The sequence below is a fragment of the Exiguobacterium sp. s128 genome (assembly GCF_018618815.1).
Classification (GTDB): Bacteria; Bacillota; Bacilli; order Exiguobacteriales; family Exiguobacteriaceae; genus Exiguobacterium_A; species Exiguobacterium_A antarcticum.
The window spans coordinates 53,655-70,525 of sequence record NZ_JACSMT010000008.1; the positions used below are offsets into that span (position 1 = coordinate 53,655).

Annotated in this window: 18 protein-coding genes; all 18 read right to left on the minus strand. The window is 45.8% G+C overall.

Going from position 1 to position 16,871, the window contains the following annotated elements; all coding sequences use genetic code 11:
• Entirely contained in the window at nucleotides 1-1,569 is a 1,569-nt protein-coding gene (gene fliF / locus KNQ13_RS05295; RefSeq protein ID WP_026829869.1) for a flagellar basal-body MS-ring/collar protein FliF, read from the minus strand.
• Between the two features lie 28 nt (nucleotides 1,570-1,597).
• Complete coding sequence (fliE, locus tag KNQ13_RS05300; protein ID WP_012370750.1) at nucleotides 1,598-1,885, minus strand: flagellar hook-basal body complex protein FliE; 288 nt, start codon at nucleotides 1,883-1,885, stop codon at nucleotides 1,598-1,600.
• Nucleotides 1,886-1,900: 15 nt separating this feature from the next.
• Nucleotides 1,901-2,299: a flagellar basal body rod protein FlgC gene (flgC, locus tag KNQ13_RS05305; RefSeq protein ID WP_014970688.1), complete on the minus strand. Its 399-nt coding sequence runs from the start codon at nucleotides 2,297-2,299 to the stop codon at nucleotides 1,901-1,903.
• A 3-nt stretch (nucleotides 2,300-2,302) separates the two neighbouring features.
• The gene (gene flgB, locus KNQ13_RS05310; RefSeq protein WP_014970689.1) at nucleotides 2,303-2,665 is read right to left on the minus strand and encodes a flagellar basal body rod protein FlgB; all 363 of its coding nucleotides are present in this window, start codon (nucleotides 2,663-2,665) and stop codon (nucleotides 2,303-2,305) included.
• Nucleotides 2,666-2,913: 248 nt separating this feature from the next.
• Nucleotides 2,914-3,693 (minus strand): GTP-sensing pleiotropic transcriptional regulator CodY, encoded by a 780-nt coding sequence (gene codY, locus KNQ13_RS05315; protein ID WP_014970690.1) that lies wholly within the window; start codon nucleotides 3,691-3,693, stop codon nucleotides 2,914-2,916.
• 16 nt (nucleotides 3,694-3,709) lie between these two features.
• On the minus strand, nucleotides 3,710-5,086 hold the full coding sequence (hslU, locus tag KNQ13_RS05320; RefSeq protein ID WP_026829870.1) for an ATP-dependent protease ATPase subunit HslU: 1,377 nt from the start codon (nucleotides 5,084-5,086) through the stop codon (nucleotides 3,710-3,712).
• The gene (gene hslV, locus KNQ13_RS05325; RefSeq protein ID WP_026829871.1) at nucleotides 5,073-5,624 is read right to left on the minus strand and encodes an ATP-dependent protease subunit HslV; all 552 of its coding nucleotides are present in this window, start codon (nucleotides 5,622-5,624) and stop codon (nucleotides 5,073-5,075) included. Before hslV ends, hslU begins: the two co-directional genes overlap by 14 nt.
• Before the next feature lie 13 nt (nucleotides 5,625-5,637).
• On the minus strand, nucleotides 5,638-6,516 hold the full coding sequence (locus KNQ13_RS05330; RefSeq protein WP_026829872.1) for a tyrosine-type recombinase/integrase: 879 nt from the start codon (nucleotides 6,514-6,516) through the stop codon (nucleotides 5,638-5,640).
• 172 nt (nucleotides 6,517-6,688) lie between these two features.
• Entirely contained in the window at nucleotides 6,689-7,993 is a 1,305-nt protein-coding gene (trmFO, locus tag KNQ13_RS05335; protein ID WP_014970694.1) for an FADH(2)-oxidizing methylenetetrahydrofolate--tRNA-(uracil(54)-C(5))-methyltransferase TrmFO, read from the minus strand.
• A 3-nt stretch (nucleotides 7,994-7,996) separates the two neighbouring features.
• Complete coding sequence (gene topA / locus KNQ13_RS05340) at nucleotides 7,997-10,093, minus strand: type I DNA topoisomerase (protein WP_014970695.1); 2,097 nt, start codon at nucleotides 10,091-10,093, stop codon at nucleotides 7,997-7,999.
• Between the two features lie 47 nt (nucleotides 10,094-10,140).
• On the minus strand, nucleotides 10,141-10,968 hold the full coding sequence (gene dprA, locus KNQ13_RS05345; protein WP_014970696.1) for a DNA-processing protein DprA: 828 nt from the start codon (nucleotides 10,966-10,968) through the stop codon (nucleotides 10,141-10,143).
• A gap of 64 nt (nucleotides 10,969-11,032) precedes the next feature.
• The gene (sucD, locus tag KNQ13_RS05350) at nucleotides 11,033-11,947 is read right to left on the minus strand and encodes a succinate--CoA ligase subunit alpha (RefSeq protein ID WP_026829873.1); all 915 of its coding nucleotides are present in this window, start codon (nucleotides 11,945-11,947) and stop codon (nucleotides 11,033-11,035) included.
• A gap of 13 nt (nucleotides 11,948-11,960) precedes the next feature.
• Entirely contained in the window at nucleotides 11,961-13,121 is a 1,161-nt protein-coding gene (gene sucC, locus KNQ13_RS05355) for an ADP-forming succinate--CoA ligase subunit beta (RefSeq protein ID WP_014970698.1), read from the minus strand.
• Nucleotides 13,122-13,209: 88 nt separating this feature from the next.
• Nucleotides 13,210-13,470 (minus strand): EscU/YscU/HrcU family type III secretion system export apparatus switch protein, encoded by a 261-nt coding sequence (locus tag KNQ13_RS05360; protein ID WP_014970699.1) that lies wholly within the window; start codon nucleotides 13,468-13,470, stop codon nucleotides 13,210-13,212.
• Entirely contained in the window at nucleotides 13,467-14,345 is an 879-nt protein-coding gene (locus KNQ13_RS05365; RefSeq protein ID WP_026829874.1) for a hypothetical protein, read from the minus strand. The genes KNQ13_RS05360 and KNQ13_RS05365 overlap by 4 nt, the downstream gene beginning before the upstream one ends.
• 20 nt (nucleotides 14,346-14,365) lie before the next feature.
• The gene (locus KNQ13_RS05370) at nucleotides 14,366-15,118 is read right to left on the minus strand and encodes a ribonuclease HII (RefSeq protein WP_026829875.1); all 753 of its coding nucleotides are present in this window, start codon (nucleotides 15,116-15,118) and stop codon (nucleotides 14,366-14,368) included.
• A 57-nt stretch (nucleotides 15,119-15,175) separates the two neighbouring features.
• Nucleotides 15,176-16,042 (minus strand): ribosome biogenesis GTPase YlqF, encoded by an 867-nt coding sequence (gene ylqF, locus KNQ13_RS05375; protein WP_014970702.1) that lies wholly within the window; start codon nucleotides 16,040-16,042, stop codon nucleotides 15,176-15,178.
• Between the two features lie 208 nt (nucleotides 16,043-16,250).
• Nucleotides 16,251-16,790 (minus strand): signal peptidase I, encoded by a 540-nt coding sequence (lepB, locus tag KNQ13_RS05380; protein ID WP_014970703.1) that lies wholly within the window; start codon nucleotides 16,788-16,790, stop codon nucleotides 16,251-16,253.
• Nucleotides 16,791-16,871 lie beyond the last annotated feature (81 nt).

Below are 16,871 nucleotides of genomic sequence, written 5' to 3' on the forward strand. Positions count from 1 at the left end.
TCAATCCTCCGCTAACCATGTGCGTAACAACTTCGCAAATTCATCTGGATTGGATGCGGCAAGCTTTTCAAGCTGTTTCCGTTTAACCGCCCCGTCACTTGTATCTTCCGTTGACAGTTCAGGAATATCTGTTTCGATTGGTGCCCATTCTTCGAGTTCTTCGATTTCTGTCGTGCGACGTCTGCGCATCATCACGAAGATGGTGCCTACTACAACTAATGCTGCAGCACCTAACGCAAACCAGACCCACATCGGTGTCGTTTCTGTCGTCACCGTTTGTTTTGGCGTTTCTGCAAATGGACGTGACATGACGACGACTTTATTCGCAAGTTCTGCATCCGTCAATGTCGTTTTTGCATCTTCTTTCGTAAGCGATGTTCGAATGATCGAATACATCATCGTCTGAAGATCGGTTTGAAGCTGTGGATCAATCTGATTTTGCCCTTTTGGCGGTTCGACGATGACTTGTATTCCTAAGTCACGGATTTCATAAGGGGCACCGGTAATTTGTTTCGTGATCCGATTGACTTCATAGTTGATGATGTCATGCGTTTTTTCGCTTGTATCCCCCGTCGTCCCCGTACCTTCAGGGAAGTTGATCGTCTCGTTTTCACCCGTCCCAGCTGTTCCTTCGTTCGCTGCTCCTGTATAGGCTTCCGCGACCTTCTCAGCTGATGTGACAATTCCTTCGATCTTATCCGGGTCGACAGGTTCGACTAATTTTTGTTCTTCTTGACGTTGTGTGACATCGACATCCGCTGTCACGGATACCAATGCTTTTTGTGGTCCGAGCACCACCGATAACATTTGTTGAATTTGTTTACGTAAATCGTTTTCCGTTGTCTTCTTTAATTGCATTGGATCCGTTCCACCAGCAGTCTGTGCACCTTTACCAGGTTCATAGTATGTGAAGTACTGATCCATGATCGTGATGTTTTCTTCTTTTAGATTCGGAATACTCTTAGCGATTAAGTGGTAAAGCCCTTGGACGGTCTGTTGGTTTAAATCGCTTCCGGCGCTTGACGTCAAGACAACCGAGACGGTAGACGTCTCTTCTTGATCAGATAAGAAAACACTTTTTTCAGGTAGTGTGATCATGACTTTCGCCGCATCGATCCCATTGACTTGTGTAATGAGGTTTTCTAATTCTGTCTGCATCGTGTCTCGTTCTAAAATATTCATTTCCTTATCGGTCGTTCCAAAACCTGCGTTCTCACTGAAAAATGAATAATCGATTTGACCTGATTTTGGAATTCCAGCTGTTGCGAGTTCGACTTTTAAATTTTCTGCGCTTTCTTCCGGTACAAGAATCGTTACACCGTCTGTTCCACTGACGACTTCCGACTTCACACCGTCTTCGTTTAATTTCTCTGTCACTTGACCTGCCTCTTGAGGAGACAACTTCGAGTACAGCGGTGTCATCGTTGGTTTACTGAACCAGATCGCCGCGACCACAATCGCTGCGATTAAAAATAAGACAAGTCCGATGATTGTTGCCTTTTTAGCAAGCGACCATTCCTGCCATGTCGTTTTTAATGCGCCAAAACGCGTTTTTAGTCCTTCATTCATTAAACATCTCCCACGCTTTCCTCAACAATCACAGTTGCATACGCATCATTTCTTGGTATGCCTCGATGCCCTTGTTCCGGACTTCGATAGCGAGTTGCATAGAAAGCGATGCTTCTTCTGTTTTGATCATGATGTTATGTAAGTCGGTTGTTTTGCCGGTCGCAAGATCCACTCGTGCTTGTGAGGAAGCTTGTTGTGCATCATTCAAGCCGTTCATGGCTTGGCTTAGTACTTCACTAAAGTCACTGGGTGTCGTTTTCGCCACCGATTGTGAAGGTAATACCATCTGCATACTTTGGATTGGTTGAATCGCCATTATGACATCTCCTCATTACTTCCCGATTTCCATCGCTTTGACTAACATTGCTTTTGTTGCGTTTAACGCCGTGATGTTGGCTTCATATGAACGGGTCGCCCCCATCATATCCACCATTTCCTTTAATAGATCGACATTCGGCATTTTGACGTATCCTAAGTCATCGGCATCCGGATGGTTTGGGTTGTACTCTAATTTGAACGGTTCTTGGTCTTTTCGAATCTCACTGACCGTCACACCGTTCCCCGTTTCTTTTAAAACCGCTAATTTTCGTGCGTATGGTTGCCATTCACCGTCGACGAGTTCACCACGTGTCGTCTGCGCATTGGCGATATTGGCTGAAACAGTGTCTAATCGTAGACGTTGCGCCGTCAGCCCTGTAGCAGATGTATGAAATCCAGAAAACATACTCATTGTTTAACGTCCTCCTCGGATGACCGATTGAATGCCGGAAAATTTCCGGTTCAATTGCTCGACCAGTGCTTCGTACTCAATTTGATTGCGTGATAATTCAGACATCTCAAGGTCAATATCGACACCATTTCCATCGTTACGCATCGCAGATGATTGTTCAACGATGCTACCGGAAGAACCAATCGTCGCATGTCGTTTTAAACTCATCTTCATTTCCGAATCCAACATATCTCCAAACACAACACGTTTTGATTTATATCCGGGTGTATCAACATTCGCAATATTTGCTGAAATTACTTTTTGAGCTGCGACTGTCCGATCGACAGCCTGTGTCATCGTTGCATAATCTGAACCAAGCCAGTTCATCTTTCAACCTCCACTCTGATTTATATGATAAAACGTAGTATTATACCGTAAGCGATTAGTAACATATCTGAAATAATTGAAACAAATAGGTCAATGTTTGAAAAGAAGTTTTTTGTAAAAGAGGGGAATGAGATGTTAATTTTACGCTTTTTAAACCCTTTTTTTATAAAAATGATAAATAATACCTATAAAAATAAGAAGACCTAGTAGTTTACTAGGTCTTCTTCATAATTCTAACAATTTCTATTTTAGTTTGATTTAATTCGCTCTAACTCGTAGAGGAAATTGTCATTTAAGATTTTGATGTACGTCCCTTTCATCCCAAGCGAACGTGACTCGATGACGCCGGCACTTTCCAGTTTACGGAGTGCATTGACGATGACGGAACGCGTGATTCCGACACGATCTGCAATTTTTGAAGCAACAAGCAATCCTTCGTTTCCATCTAATTCTTCGAAGATATGCTCGATCGCTTCGAGTTCCGAATACGATAACGAATTGATCGCCATTTGAACGACGGCTTTTTTTCGCGCCTTGTCTTCTGCTTCATGAGCTTTCTCACGTAAGATTTCCATCCCGACGACAGTTGCCCCGTATTCAGCAAGGACTAAGTCTTCTTCGTTGAAATCTTCCATCATTCGCCCAAGAACAAGTGTCCCTAAACGTTCTCCGCCACCGATGATGGGAACGATCGTCGTTTTTGACGTTTCGAACATGTCTCGGTTATCGATCGGGAACGCGGTGTGTTCACTATCAATCGCAATGTTTGCCGTTGTTTCCGTGACATTGAATAATTTTTTTGTATAGTCTTCCGGGAATTGACGTTCTTCGAGGAATCCACGAATCCGTGCATTCTCGATTTGTTGTTTAATTGCAATCCCTAATAACTTTCCACGACGGCTGACGATAAAGGTGTTCGACTCCATGACTTCACTTAACCGGTCCGCCATGACCTTAAAGTCGACATGTGTGCTTGCTTCTTGTTGTAACATCGTGTTGAGCTTTCGTGTTTTTGCCAGTAAATTCATGATTTTCTTCCTCCACTTATAAGATGAACTGACTTAAGTCACGATCATCTGCTACTTTTCCGACGCGGTCCATGACATATTGTGGTGTAATGGTCACGTCTGTTTCTGGCATCTCTGCCGCTTCAAACGATAATTCTTCTAAAACTCGTTCCATGATGGTATATAGACGGCGCGCCCCAATATTGTCTGTTTCATCATTTACTTGCGCTGCAATCCGGGCGATTTGACGAATCGCATCGTCTGTAAACGTGACATGGACTTGCTCAGCACCAAGTAATGCCTTATATTGCTTCAGTAACGCCTGATTGGGCTCCGTCAAAATCTTGACGAAGTCGTCTTCCGTCAAGCTATCGAGTTCAACACGAATCGGAAAACGTCCTTGCAATTCCGGAATCAAATCAGATGGTTTCGCCATATGAAACGCACCGGCTGCAATGAACAACATATGATCCGTCTTGACAGGGCCATATTTCGTGACGACCGTCGAACCTTCGACGATGGGTAAGATGTCGCGTTGTACCCCTTCACGGGACACACCAGCACTGTCTTGTCCTTTTGTTGCGATTTTATCGATTTCATCAACAAAGATGATGCCCATCTGTTCGGCGCGACGAACGGCTTCATCATGCACTTCATTTAAATCAAGTAACCGTTCTGCTTCTTCTGCCGTCAAAATCGGCCGTGCTTCTTTGACCGTCAACTGACGTTTTTTTGTTTTTTTCGGCATGACTTGCCCGAGCATATCTTGTAGGTTTGCAAGACCTTCCATTCCTTGTTGCCCGGAAAATAAGTCCATTTGGCGTTCTTCGATGTCGACATCAATCATGCGGTCTTCTAGTTGACCTTGGAATAATTGTTGACGAATCACCGAACGATCCGCTGTATCATTTGCCGTTTCTTGTTCCGGTGGCTTTTGATTCCCACCAAACAACATTTCAAAGGGATTTCCTCCACCAAGTCCTGCTGATGATTTTTTCCCGACTAATGCATCGACGATTCGTTCATTGGCAACGGCTTCAGCACGCTCTTTAAGGGCTTCCTTTTTTTCATCTTTTACAAGACGAAGGGATGCTTCCACCAAGTCACGGACCATCGATTCGACATCACGTCCGACATAACCGACTTCGGTAAATTTAGTCGCCTCAATCTTGACGAAGGGAGCTCGAACCAGTTTCGCGAGCCGACGTGCGATTTCGGTTTTCCCTACGCCAGTCGGTCCGATCATCAAGATATTTTTGGGTGTCACTTCATCACGTAAACTTGGTTCTAGTAACTGTCGACGATAACGGTTCCGAAGGGCAATCGCAACGGCTCGTTTCGCATCGGCTTGACCAATGACGTGTTCATTTAGTTTCTCTACGATTTGTCTCGGTGTCAATTCATGCATCTGCACTTCCTCCGATCGTCTCTAAAATGACTTGGTCATTCGTGAACACACATAACTCTCCAGCTGTCTCAAGCGCCGCACGAGCGATTTCCTCAGCTGTCATGTGTCCTGCATGCCGTGCTAACGCACGACCCGCAGCAAGGGCATAGTTTCCACCTGAGCCAATGGCTAAGATTCCATCATCCGGTTCAATCACTTCCCCGTTTCCTGAAACGAGCAGTAGATGCGTTCCATCCATGACAAGCAATAACGCTTCGAGTTGACGTAACATTTTATCGCCACGCCATTCTTTAGCCAGTTCAACGGCGGCTCGTTGCAAATTCCCATTATACATTTCAAGTTTGGCTTCAAATTTTTCAAACAGTGTAAACGCATCGGCCACACTTCCGGCAAATCCGGCAATCACTTTCCCACCATAGAGACGTCGTACTTTTTTCGCACTTTTCTTCATGATGACTTGATTTCCGAAGGTCACCTGTCCATCACCGCTCATCGCAGATTGACCGTTATGTTGAATGGCAAAAATCGTCGTTGCATGAAACATTCTGTTTCCTCCCTTAGGCACGCGGGTGCGCTTGCTGATAAACATGACGAAGACGTTCCGTCGTGACATGTGTGTACTGTCCTGTTGTGGATAATGAAGCATGACCCAACAATTCTTGTACTGCTCGTAAGTCTGCTCCACGTTCAAGAAGATCTGTCGCGAAGCTATGTCGTAAAGCATGCGGTGTGACATGTTTCGATAGAAGCGGATCACCCTTTTTTAAAATCTTTCGAATCCCATCCGTCGTCAGGCGGCGACCTGACCGTGAAAGAAATATCGCTTGTTCTTCGACTTCAAACGGTTGCCGCTCCTCTAAATAAAGACGTAGCGCTTTTCTCGCAAACGATCCGATGGGTGTAATCCGTTCTTTCCTGCCTTTTCCGTACACGTGAACGTACTCTAAATCTGGATCCAAATCCTTTACATTCAATCCGGCTAATTCACTTACACGCATGCCTGTCGCATACAGCAACTCAATCAAGGCGACATTACGGGCACCAAATGCATCCGTCGTCCGAAATGCTTCCAAAAAACGTTCGTATTCAGAAGGTACTAGAAATGTCGGTAACGTCTGCACACGTTTTGGCGCCTTTAATCCTTCAAATGGATTGATCTCATCCGTATCACGCGTCACAAAACGTCCGAACTGTTTTAAACAGGAGACTTTTTGAGCGATTGTTGATTTAGAGGCTTTTTGATCATAAAGGGCAAACAAATAACGCCGTGCAGTTGCCAATTCAATCGATCTCAACTGATGATCGAGGCAAAAAGCGGCGTATTGTCGAAGTGTTTGATCATAAGAACGGCCCGTATTTGGAGATAATTGACGTTCGATGTGTACATACCGCAAAAAAGATTTTCGCAGTACGTCAAACTCTGAGTCTACTCCCATCTGTGAGCCCCCTTCTACCCATTTCATACTCGAATCGCCCTTAGCATAGCACACCGGAAGTAGTCTGACAATAGACCAAAAATCGGAAAAATAACAAAATTATCACGCTTTTATGACAAATTAAGAAATGGGAGAAAAGAACGCTAAATCGCGCCTTCTCCCCCATCTTGCCTTACATATCGGTAAAGTCTTTGATTGCTTCTAATGCACGTTCTGCAAAAAGCGCATACTTGTCTGGTTTTCTCATCCGTCCGGTCTGCCCGACAAGTGCTGGAACGAGTCCGAAGTTCGCATTCATCGGTTGGAAGTTCTTTCCTTCCGTCGTCGTGATGTAATGAGCCATCGCTCCCATCATCGTCTCTTTCGGGAAAGCAATCGGTTCTGCCTCATTCACGAGACGAGCCGCATTGATTCCTGCCGTCAAGCCGGATGCCGCCGACTCAACGTATCCTTCGACCCCTGTCATCTGACCGGCAAAGAACAGATCGTGGCGTGTCCGTGTCTGGTAGGTCGGTTGCAATAAGTTTGGCGAATTGACAAACGTATTTCGATGCATGACACCGTAACGGACGATTTCTGCATTTTCAAGCCCTGGAATCAAACGAATGATTCGTTTTTGTTCGCCCCACTTCAAGTGGGTTTGGAAGCCAACTAAGTTGAACAACGTTCCCGCTGAGTTATCTTGGCGAAGTTGAACGACCGCATACGGACGCTCTCCGGTCTTAGGATCTTCAAGCCCAACCGGCTTCATCGGTCCGAATAAAAGTGTCTTCGGTCCGCGTGTCGCCAGTACTTCAAACGGCATACATCCTTCGAAGTAGATTTCCTTCTCGAATTCTTTTAACGGAACGACTTCCGCTTGAATCAACTCATTGTGGAAATGCGTAAACTCTTCTTCCGTCATCGGACAGTTCAAGTACGCGGCTTCTCCTTTATCATAACGTGACTTTAAATACACTTTATCGCGGTCAATCGTATCACCGTCAAGAATCGGTGCTGCTGCGTCGAAGAAATAGAGATAATCTTCACCTGTAAACTGTTTTAATGATTCCGATAACGCAGCACTCGTCAAAGGTCCTGTCGCGACGATCGTTGGTCCATCTGGAATCGCTTCAAGCTCCTCATGATGAACGGTGACATTCGGATGATTTTTTAATGTATCTGTCACATACCCTGCAAAATCATGTCGGTCGACGGCAAGTGCACCACCTGCTGGCACACTCGCAAGGTCCGCTGCCTTCATGATGAGCGAGTCGAGTTGACGCATCTCTTCTTTTAATACCCCGACTGCATTCGTCAGTTGATTCGCCCGAAGGGAATTCGAACAGACGAGTTCTGCAAATTGGTCCGTATGGTGAGCAGGTGTCTGCTTTACTGGTCGCATTTCATATAAATCTACTTGAACGCCACGCTTCGCAAGTTGCCATGCTGCTTCAGAACCTGCGAGTCCGGCTCCGATCACGGTTACTCGTTTCACCGGTCATTCCTCCTCTTGCTCCTGATCGATGCGTGTTTCATGATGTCCGCAAGACGTACATTCTACTTTCACACCGTTCTTGATTTTCTTTTGTACCATCATACTGCTACAGACCGGACAAGGTTCTTCGACCGGCTTATCCCATGAGACGAACTCACATTCCGGATAATTGGAACACCCGTAGAAGAGGCGTCCTTTTTTACTCCGTCGTTCAACGATTTCACCTGTCCCACATGTCGGACACTTCACACCAATCTCGACTTGAATCGGTTTTGTGTTGCGACATTCCGGGAAGTTTGAGCACGCCATGAACTTACCGTAACGCCCCATCTTGATGACCATCGCATGGCCACAGACTTCACAATCTTCCCCTGCTGGCTCATCTTTGATTTCAATCTTCTCGATTTCAGCTTCTGCTCGAGTCAACCGTTTTGCAAACGATTTATAAATCGGATCGACGACTTCTGTCCACTGCATGTCACCTTTTTCAATGGCATCGAGTAAAGCTTCCATGTCGGCCGTAAACTGGACGGTGATGAACTCCTGGAAATAATCACTGATCATATCAATGACAAGTTCACCAAGTTCCGTCGGCAAGAATTTTTTCTCTTCCAGCGTGACATACCCGCGTTTTTGAATCGTATCGAGTGTCGGGGCATACGTCGACGGTCGACCGATCCCAAGTTCTTCCATCGACCGGACGAGACGCGCCTCCGTATAACGGGGTGGCGGTTGCGTAAAGTGTTGTTTTGGTTCGATGGTTTCTTGTTGCAACACTTCTCCATCGTCAAGCGGTGGCAACAATCCGTCTTTGACATCTGTTACTGCTTCATCATCCGTATCCTCGATGTATACTTTCATGAATCCTGCGAACTTGACCGTCGAACCGTTCGCGCGGAACATCACATCATTTGAGAGAAGGTCGACTTTGACTGTATCTAAAATCGCCGGTGCCATTTGGCTTGCGACGAACCGTTCCCAAATCAATTTGTATAATCGGAATTGATCACGCGAGAGATACGATTTGACGAGTTGCGGATCGCGCATCGTCGAAGTCGGACGAACAGCTTCGTGGGCATCCTGCGAATTCGCTGCTTTTTTCTCTTTTCGTTTTTCAACCGCGATGTATTCTTTTCCGTACGCATTTTCAATGAATCCATGTGCTTCGACGTTCGCTGTTTCAGATGTCCGTGTCGAGTCTGTCCGCATATACGTAATCAGACCGACCGTCCCTTCTTTTCCAAGCTCGATTCCTTCATATAATTGCTGAGCAATCATCATCGTCTTCTTCGCCCGGAAATTTAACTTACGTGCTGCTTCTTGCTGAAGGGAACTCGTCGTGAACGGCAATGCTGGATTACGGCGACGTTCTTTTTTCGTCACGGAATCAACCGTAAACGATTGCGACAGTTTAGCCAACACTTCGTTGACCTCTTCTTCCGAGTGTAATTCACGTTTTTTCCCATCAATCCCATAAAAGTTTGCTTCTAACTTTTCACCGTTCGCATCTAACTCTAATTTGATCGTCCAATATTCTTCTGGTAAAAAGGCATTGATTTCCTGCTCGCGATCGATGATCATCTTCACGGCAACGGATTGAACGCGTCCTGCAGACAATCCTTTTTTGATTTTTTTCCAAAGTAACGGACTCATGCTATAACCAACTAGACGGTCCAAGATACGCCGTGCCTGTTGTGCATCGACAAGATCATAGTTGATCTTGCGGGGTCTCTTGAACGAATCTTTGATGGCATCTTTTGTGATTTCATTAAAGACGACCCGACATTCCGTCGACTCATCGACGCCGAGGGCTTTCGCTAAGTGCCATGCGATTGCTTCCCCTTCACGGTCGGGGTCGGCCGCGAGATAAATTTTTTGTGCTTTTTTAGCGGCCGTTTTTAATTCTTTTAAAACCGGTCCTTTACCACGAATCGTAATATACTTTGGTTCATAGTCATGTTCTACGTCAACACCCATTTGGCTTTTTGGCAAATCGATGACATGCCCCATCGAAGCTTTCACGGTATAGTTCGAACCGAGATAACGTTTGATGGTTTTTGCCTTTGCAGGTGATTCGACAATTACTAGATATTTTGCCATTACAATCGCTCCCTATTAGAGGCGTACTCGTATTTTAATCTCACTTATCATAGTAGTCTCGATTCCCATTTGTCAACGTTCATCAAGATACTTTTTGAAACTTCTTCTGGATTTAAGAGTGGAATCGCACCTTCAGCAATCAATTGATTTGTTCCTTGAAAGTGTTTTTCCGTCGGACAACCGGGTATACAATACACGTCCTTACCTTGTTCTAGAGCATGGCCTGCCGTGTTCATCGTCCCGCTTTTACGCGCCGCTTCGACAATGATCAATCCTGAAGATAATCCAGAAATGATTCGATTCCGTTCTAGAAATTGATGTTTGTGAACAGGCGTCACAGCAGGATATTCAGACAATAGAAGTCCCATTTGTTGAATACGATGAAATAACGTCGTGTGTTGCTTCGGATAAAAGCGATCAAATCCGTTTGCCAAAACAGCAATCGTCGCTTGATGATGTTTGAGGGAAAGACGATGGACGAGGGAATCGATCCCAATCGCACCACCAGATACTGTGACAAAAGGTGATTGAAAAAACGGTCGTAAAAAGGACAGCCGTTTTGGGTGGGAGGTGGAGGGATCACGACTACCGATGATACTGATCATCGGTTGCTCGAGTAACGAAGGATTACCTAGAAAGAACAATCCATAGACAGGTTGAGGAATCTGAAGTAGGTGCATTGGAAAATATGGATCTCCTGGGACGAGGAGGTTCGTTGGGACTTGATCCAATTGTAAGGCTTGCTGATATCGGTTTTTGATTGCTCGGGAAACAGGTAAATCCTCTACCGGTAAAAGACCATACCGTTCGATCAAGACAACGATTGAATACGGAACCCGGCAAGTCGCAAAACGTGCATACAGTTCTCTGTTCATCCATTACGCTCCTTTTATATAGAAGAAAGCCGTCCTGAATAAATCAGGACAGCTGACATCTTGTTTAGTTTACAGTCGAACCTGTGACACACGCATCATAGATACCAACTTCTTTGATGACACGAATCAAGGTCTCACCAATGATGGCTGGTGTTTCTGCAACTTCAATTCCATTTGCACGAAGTGTTTTAATCTTTTCAGCAGCAGTTCCTTTGCCACCTGAGATGATAGCACCGGCATGACCCATCCGTTTTCCTTCAGGTGCCGTTTGTCCACCGATGAACCCGATGACAGGTTTCGTCATGTTGGCTTTGACCCACTCAGCCGCTTCTTCTTCCGCCGTTCCACCGATTTCACCGAGCATGATGACTGCTTTTGTTTCTGGATCTTCATTAAACGCTTTGAGCGTATCGATGAAGTCCGTTCCGTTGACAGGATCGCCACCGATTCCGACTGCTGTCGATTGACCAATTCCTGCCGTCGTCAATTGGTGAACAGCTTCATACGTCAACGTTCCAGAACGTGACACGATTCCGACATGACCTGGCGTATGAATGTATCCTGGCATGATACCGAGCTTCGCAACGCCTGGCGTGATGACACCAGGACAGTTTGGTCCGATCAGACGAACCGGTTTGCCATCTAGGTAACGTTTCACTTTGACCATATCAAGGACTGGAATACCTTCCGTGATACAGATGATCAATGCGATGTTGGCATCGGCTGCCTCCATGATTGCATCGGCTGCGAATGCAGGTGGTACATAGATGATCGATGCATTGGCATCTGTTTTTTCGACAGCTTGTGCGACTGTATCGAATACCGGTACACCTAATACTTCCGTTCCACCCTTACCAGGTGTCACACCACCTACGAGATTTGTTCCGTATTCAATCATTTGTTCACCGTGGAACATCCCTTGATTTCCTGTGATTCCTTGAATGATGACTTTTGTCGATTCATTTACCCAAATACTCATCCTTAGCTCCCCCTTACTTCACGAGCGCAGCAATTTTTTCTGCGCCGTCTGCCATTGATGTAGCTGCTGTAATCGCTAGACCTGAATCTTTGAGAATTTGTTTCCCTGCGTCGACGTTTGTCCCTTCTAGACGAACGACGAGCGGTAGTTCTAAGCCAACCTCTTTTGTTGCTGCAACGATACCTTCTGCAATGACGTCACACTTCATGATCCCACCGAAGATGTTGACGAAGATTCCTTTGACATTTTCGTCAGATAGAATCAATTTGAATGCTTCTGTTACTTTTTCTTTAGTCGCTCCGCCGCCGACATCAAGGAAGTTTGCTGGATCACCACTAAAGTGTTTAATGATATCCATCGTCGCCATTGCAAGACCGGCACCGTTGACGAGACATCCGATGTTCCCATCAAGTGCGATATAGTTTAAGTCATTTTTAGAGGCTTCGACTTCACGTGGATCTTCTTCTGATTCATCACGAAGTGCGACGACATCTGGATGACGGTAAAGTGCGTTTGAATCAAAGTTGAGTTTTGCATCAAGCGCCAAGACATCACCATCTTTGGTTGTGACGAGTGGATTGATTTCAGCGATTGAACAATCCTTATCGACGAAGAACGTGTACAATTTCGTCACCATACCAACAAATTTATTGACCAGCTTAACGGGAACACCCATCGCAAAGGCGAGTTTACGCGCTTGGAATGCTTGGAGACCTACTGCCGGATCAACGACTTCTTTGATGATTTTTTCTGGCGTTGCTTCTGCTACTTCTTCAATATCCATTCCGCCTTCACTTGAACCCATGATGACGACACGACCTGTTACACGGTCGAGGACGATCCCGAGATAATACTCTTTATCAATCGCACAACCTTCTTCAACAAGAAGACGTTGGATGACTTTACCTTCTGGACCTGTTTGATGCGTGACGAGTGTTTTGCCGAGTAACTCTGTCGCGAATTCCTTCACTTCTTCTTGCGATTTAGCCAATTTAACACCACCGGCTTTACCGCGACCCCCTGCGTGAATCTGTGCTTTTACGACTTTGATCGGACCTGACAATTGTTCTGCTGCATCGACTGCCTCTTCGACCGTAAACGCTGCAATTCCGTTCGGAACGGGTACACCGTATGAACGAAGTAACTCTTTTGCCTGATATTCATGTACATTCATGAAAAAATCCCCCTTAACCCCTTTAGTTTCGGCTCTTTCATTGTAGTTAAAATTGGAAGCGCTGTCTATCGTTATCGACCGAAAGCATTTATTTCTTCGAAATTCCTGTTTGATCAAGCTGATATAAAAAGGCGAATAACTCGGCGATGACACCATACAACTCGTTTGGAATTTGTTCGGATACTTGCACCGCATCAAGTAATGTGACGAGCGTCGCATCTTCACGGATCGGTATACCATGTTGTAAAGCCTCTTCGAGTATTCGTTCCGCGACCCGTTCGGATCCTTTAGCGACGACCTTCGGAGCTTGCATCTGTTCTTCGTAAGACAAGGCGATGGCTTTTTTCATATCTGATAATCCACCCTCCCATTTCGATCGGTTGGTTGAAAAGAAACCCGTTCTTTTTCCGATTCCACTTGTTCAAACCGGATCAATGTATACCCTTGATCGTGCAACCGTTGTTCAATGACCGGTTGGTAGATCGACATGAACATCGCAATTCGTTCATCCGGATGAAAAACGGAAATCGCGATTTTCCGATCTGTGATCAATAAATCCAATGCGATTTCGCCGATCTTCGGCAATTTTAAGTAAAACGCAATGCGCGCATGATCCGGGTTAAATTCTTTTTGATCAAACGGTGCTTCCATCGTGACATCCACTTCTTCGAATGGACCAAACTGCGGTAATTGAAACAAAAAAATACCACGTCCCGTTTCGTTTGTTGCCTGGATGACTTGTTGACTCAATACATGGTCACTTGTTTTGCGATCAAGTTGGCCTTCCGTCGTGCCATCCGCCGCTCGAGCAAGTTGAACCAACTCGATGATGGTCTGCTTGAGTACAGGACCTGAACCATCCATGACTTTTTGACCGAGTTGTTGCAACAATTCTCGTGTCGTTTGCGGGATGGACTCGCTCGGAAAATGAGATAGGCGGTCAAAGACCGGCAACGTCACAGCTTTACTCGGCGCCGCCTCTTGGGAGACGATTTTTAAGACGGGTTGTCCCTCTGTACTCGTGACTGTGAACCGATAGGTCGCTCCTTCTTTTAACTCAGCCGTCGTTCCCGCCGTCAAGACACGCTGACCGACCTGTAACTCCATCAACCCGTCCGGAAGTAACTTCAATACCTTCCCGATGACATTTGCTCCTTCACGTAACGGCTGATTGGTTGGATCGATGATTTTAAACGGTAATAGGGCACGATGCTCAATCTGCATGAAAATTCATCTCCTAGCGTCTAGAGTCGGTCTAGGACCGGTTTAAATGTTTTTCGATGAATCGGTGTCACTCCGATCGTGTCGAGCGCCTGAAGGTGTTGTGCCGTTCCATAACCGGCATGTTGTTCAAAACCGTACTCCGGATAGAGTTGTGCATACTCCGCCATCATCGCATCTCGTGTTTCTTTTGCGATGACGCTAGCTGCCGCTATCGAAATGCTGCGGGCATCTCCCTTGATCAAAGATTCTTGCGGAAGATCCACGTCAAGTGCCATCGCGTCCACTAACAAAGCGTCCGGCTTCAGCACAGCGACGGCTTGTTGCATCGCTTGTTTCGATGCTTGATAGATATTGATCCGGTCAATCTCTTCCGGTTCGATGATTCCGATGGCAATTTCTGCGACGTCTTGAATATGTTGGTACGCAACCATTCGTTGTTTTTTCGAGAGCTGTTTCGAATCGGTCAAACCGGGATGGTAAAAGCCATCTGGCAGTATGACGGCCGCCGCGACGACGGGACCCGCTAACGGTCCCCGACCGACTTCATCCACACCGGCGATCCGTTTATATCCTTCTGCTTGATAACGTGCTTCGAAGATGGAACGTTCCTGGAACTGGATCCGTTGTTGTTCTTCGGTTACCAGGCGTCGTTCCGCCTGGTTCAGAGCACTGACGACGCCTTTTCGTGCATCTTCAGCAAACTTCACTTTTAGTTTTTCGAATTCCATTCGAGATATCCCTGCTAATTGTGTTTTGATTTCATTGATATTCATACGACCCTCCTTTTGAAAAAAGCTTGGAATTCTCATCTTGAGAAGTCCAAGCATGTCTTATTCGGTTACTGTCGCCCACTCTTCGACGGTTTCAAGCGTGACCCGACCAATTTTCTCCGTCCGTAGCTCATGGAGCAACATTTCGCTCGTCCGTTCAAAGTCGACATATCCACTCGTCACGAAACCACGTTTCTTCCCGACGGCTTCCAACACATCGACGGCTTCTCCTGTCACTTCATCTAAACGATAGCGTGCTTTTAATTGCTCCGGATAACGTGTTTTGAGCTCACGCATCGCAAACAAGGCGATATCATCGATGTTCAAGATATCATCCTTGATGGCACCTGTCGCCGCCAGACGGTATCCAACCATCTGATCGTCGAACTTCGGCCAGAGGATCCCTGGCGTATCGAGCAATTCCATCTCACCCGTTTTCATCTTGATCCATTGTTGTCGTTTCGTCACACCGGGACGGTCACCTGTAATCGCAATATTCCGTCCTGCTAGTCGGTTGATCAAGGTTGATTTTCCGACGTTCGGAATCCCAATGATCAAGGCCCGAATCGCACTTGGATTTCGACCTTTGTCACGCATCCGATCATGTTTGTCTTTCATCAGACGTAGTGCTCCTTCATGAATCTGACCAAGCCCTTTGTTGTGTTTTGCATCCACAGCAACGACATCAACACCGTCTTTTCGTAATGCCTTCATCCACTGTTCCGTCAAACGAGCATCTGCCATATCCGATTTATTTAAGACGATCAGACGCGGTTTTCCTGCCGTAATCTGTTCGACCATCGGGTTACGACTCGACATCGGTAATCGGGCATCCACCAATTCGATGACGACATCGATTAATTTTAACTTTTCCATGACTTCACGCCGTGCTTTCGCCATGTGTCCTGGGAACCATTGTATTGTCATATCTTCCACCTCAAGTTTTCATATTGCTTGGACTGCTAATAATGAACTTCTTCTATATCGTATATCACTGATATACGTCCTGTTCGAGAGAAACGATCCATTCTCTAGTATACGCAACTTGACGAAAGAAAAGAAGTCTGTCTGAAAACGAACAAAAAACGAAGTCCACCGAAGTGAACTCCGCCGATTTGGTTTTCACTTCGCTGATTCAATCAACAGACCGGACATCGTTAAACGGATAAAAGACAAAGTTCGTTGTTCCAACAATCTGTTCTTCCTCCACAAACCCGATGTCGCGGCTGTCTTTCGAGTTTTGACGATTATCTCCCATCACAAACACTTTCCCTTTTGGGACGGTCACCTCTGCTGTTTTTTCTTCCAGCGTAAAGTCCTCTGTTAACGGAACACCATTCATTTGTGCCTTGAATTCATTCAGATAAGGTTCTTCGACTTTTTTATCGTTGACATATAACGTATCATCTTTGTAATACATCGTATCACCAGGAACTGCGATCACACGTTTGATATAATCCCGTGTTTCCGTCGCATGGAACACGACGATATCTCCACGTTCCGGTTCATTAAAGTAATAGGGAACCTTATTGACGATCATTCGATCCGAATTGTGTAACGTCGGCATCATCGATTCACCATCAACGATCACCGGTACGAATAAAAACGTTCGGATGATGAACGCAATTACAAGCGCCACGACGAGCGCCTTGACCCAGCTAAATAACTCCTTCACGCGTTCCACTCCTTCAACTCAATCTCTTGCCTAAATCCAGTATACGCATAAACGATAAAAAAAAGAAGCTTGTCCGGAGAC

Excerpts from the sequence above, each read along its gene's own strand:
- fliF (WP_026829869.1), bottom strand. The coding sequence starts at position 1,569 with ATGAATGAAGGACTAAAAACGCGTTTTGGCGCATTAAAAACGACATGG.
- fliE (WP_012370750.1), bottom strand. The coding sequence starts at position 1,885 with ATGGCGATTCAACCAATCCAAAGTATGCAGATGGTATTACCTTCACAA.
- flgC (WP_014970688.1), bottom strand. The coding sequence starts at position 2,299 with ATGAGTATGTTTTCTGGATTTCATACATCTGCTACAGGGCTGACGGCG.
- flgB (WP_014970689.1), bottom strand. The coding sequence starts at position 2,665 with ATGAACTGGCTTGGTTCAGATTATGCAACGATGACACAGGCTGTCGAT.
- codY (WP_014970690.1), bottom strand. The coding sequence starts at position 3,693 with ATGAATTTACTGGCAAAAACACGAAAGCTCAACACGATGTTACAACAA.
- hslV (WP_026829871.1), bottom strand. The coding sequence starts at position 5,624 with ATGTTTCATGCAACGACGATTTTTGCCATTCAACATAACGGTCAATCT.
- KNQ13_RS05330 (WP_026829872.1), bottom strand. The coding sequence starts at position 6,516 with ATGGGAGTAGACTCAGAGTTTGACGTACTGCGAAAATCTTTTTTGCGG.
- topA (WP_014970695.1), bottom strand. The coding sequence starts at position 10,093 with ATGGCAAAATATCTAGTAATTGTCGAATCACCTGCAAAGGCAAAAACC.
- dprA (WP_014970696.1), bottom strand. The coding sequence starts at position 10,968 with ATGAACAGAGAACTGTATGCACGTTTTGCGACTTGCCGGGTTCCGTAT.
- sucD (WP_026829873.1), bottom strand. The coding sequence starts at position 11,947 with ATGAGTATTTGGGTAAATGAATCGACAAAAGTCATCATTCAAGGAATC.
- sucC (WP_014970698.1), bottom strand. The coding sequence starts at position 13,121 with ATGAATGTACATGAATATCAGGCAAAAGAGTTACTTCGTTCATACGGT.
- KNQ13_RS05360 (WP_014970699.1), bottom strand. The coding sequence starts at position 13,470 with ATGAAAAAAGCCATCGCCTTGTCTTACGAAGAACAGATGCAAGCTCCG.
- KNQ13_RS05365 (WP_026829874.1), bottom strand. The coding sequence starts at position 14,345 with ATGCAGATTGAGCATCGTGCCCTATTACCGTTTAAAATCATCGATCCA.
- KNQ13_RS05370 (WP_026829875.1), bottom strand. The coding sequence starts at position 15,118 with ATGAATATCAATGAAATCAAAACACAATTAGCAGGGATATCTCGAATG.
- ylqF (WP_014970702.1), bottom strand. The coding sequence starts at position 16,042 with ATGACAATACAATGGTTCCCAGGACACATGGCGAAAGCACGGCGTGAA.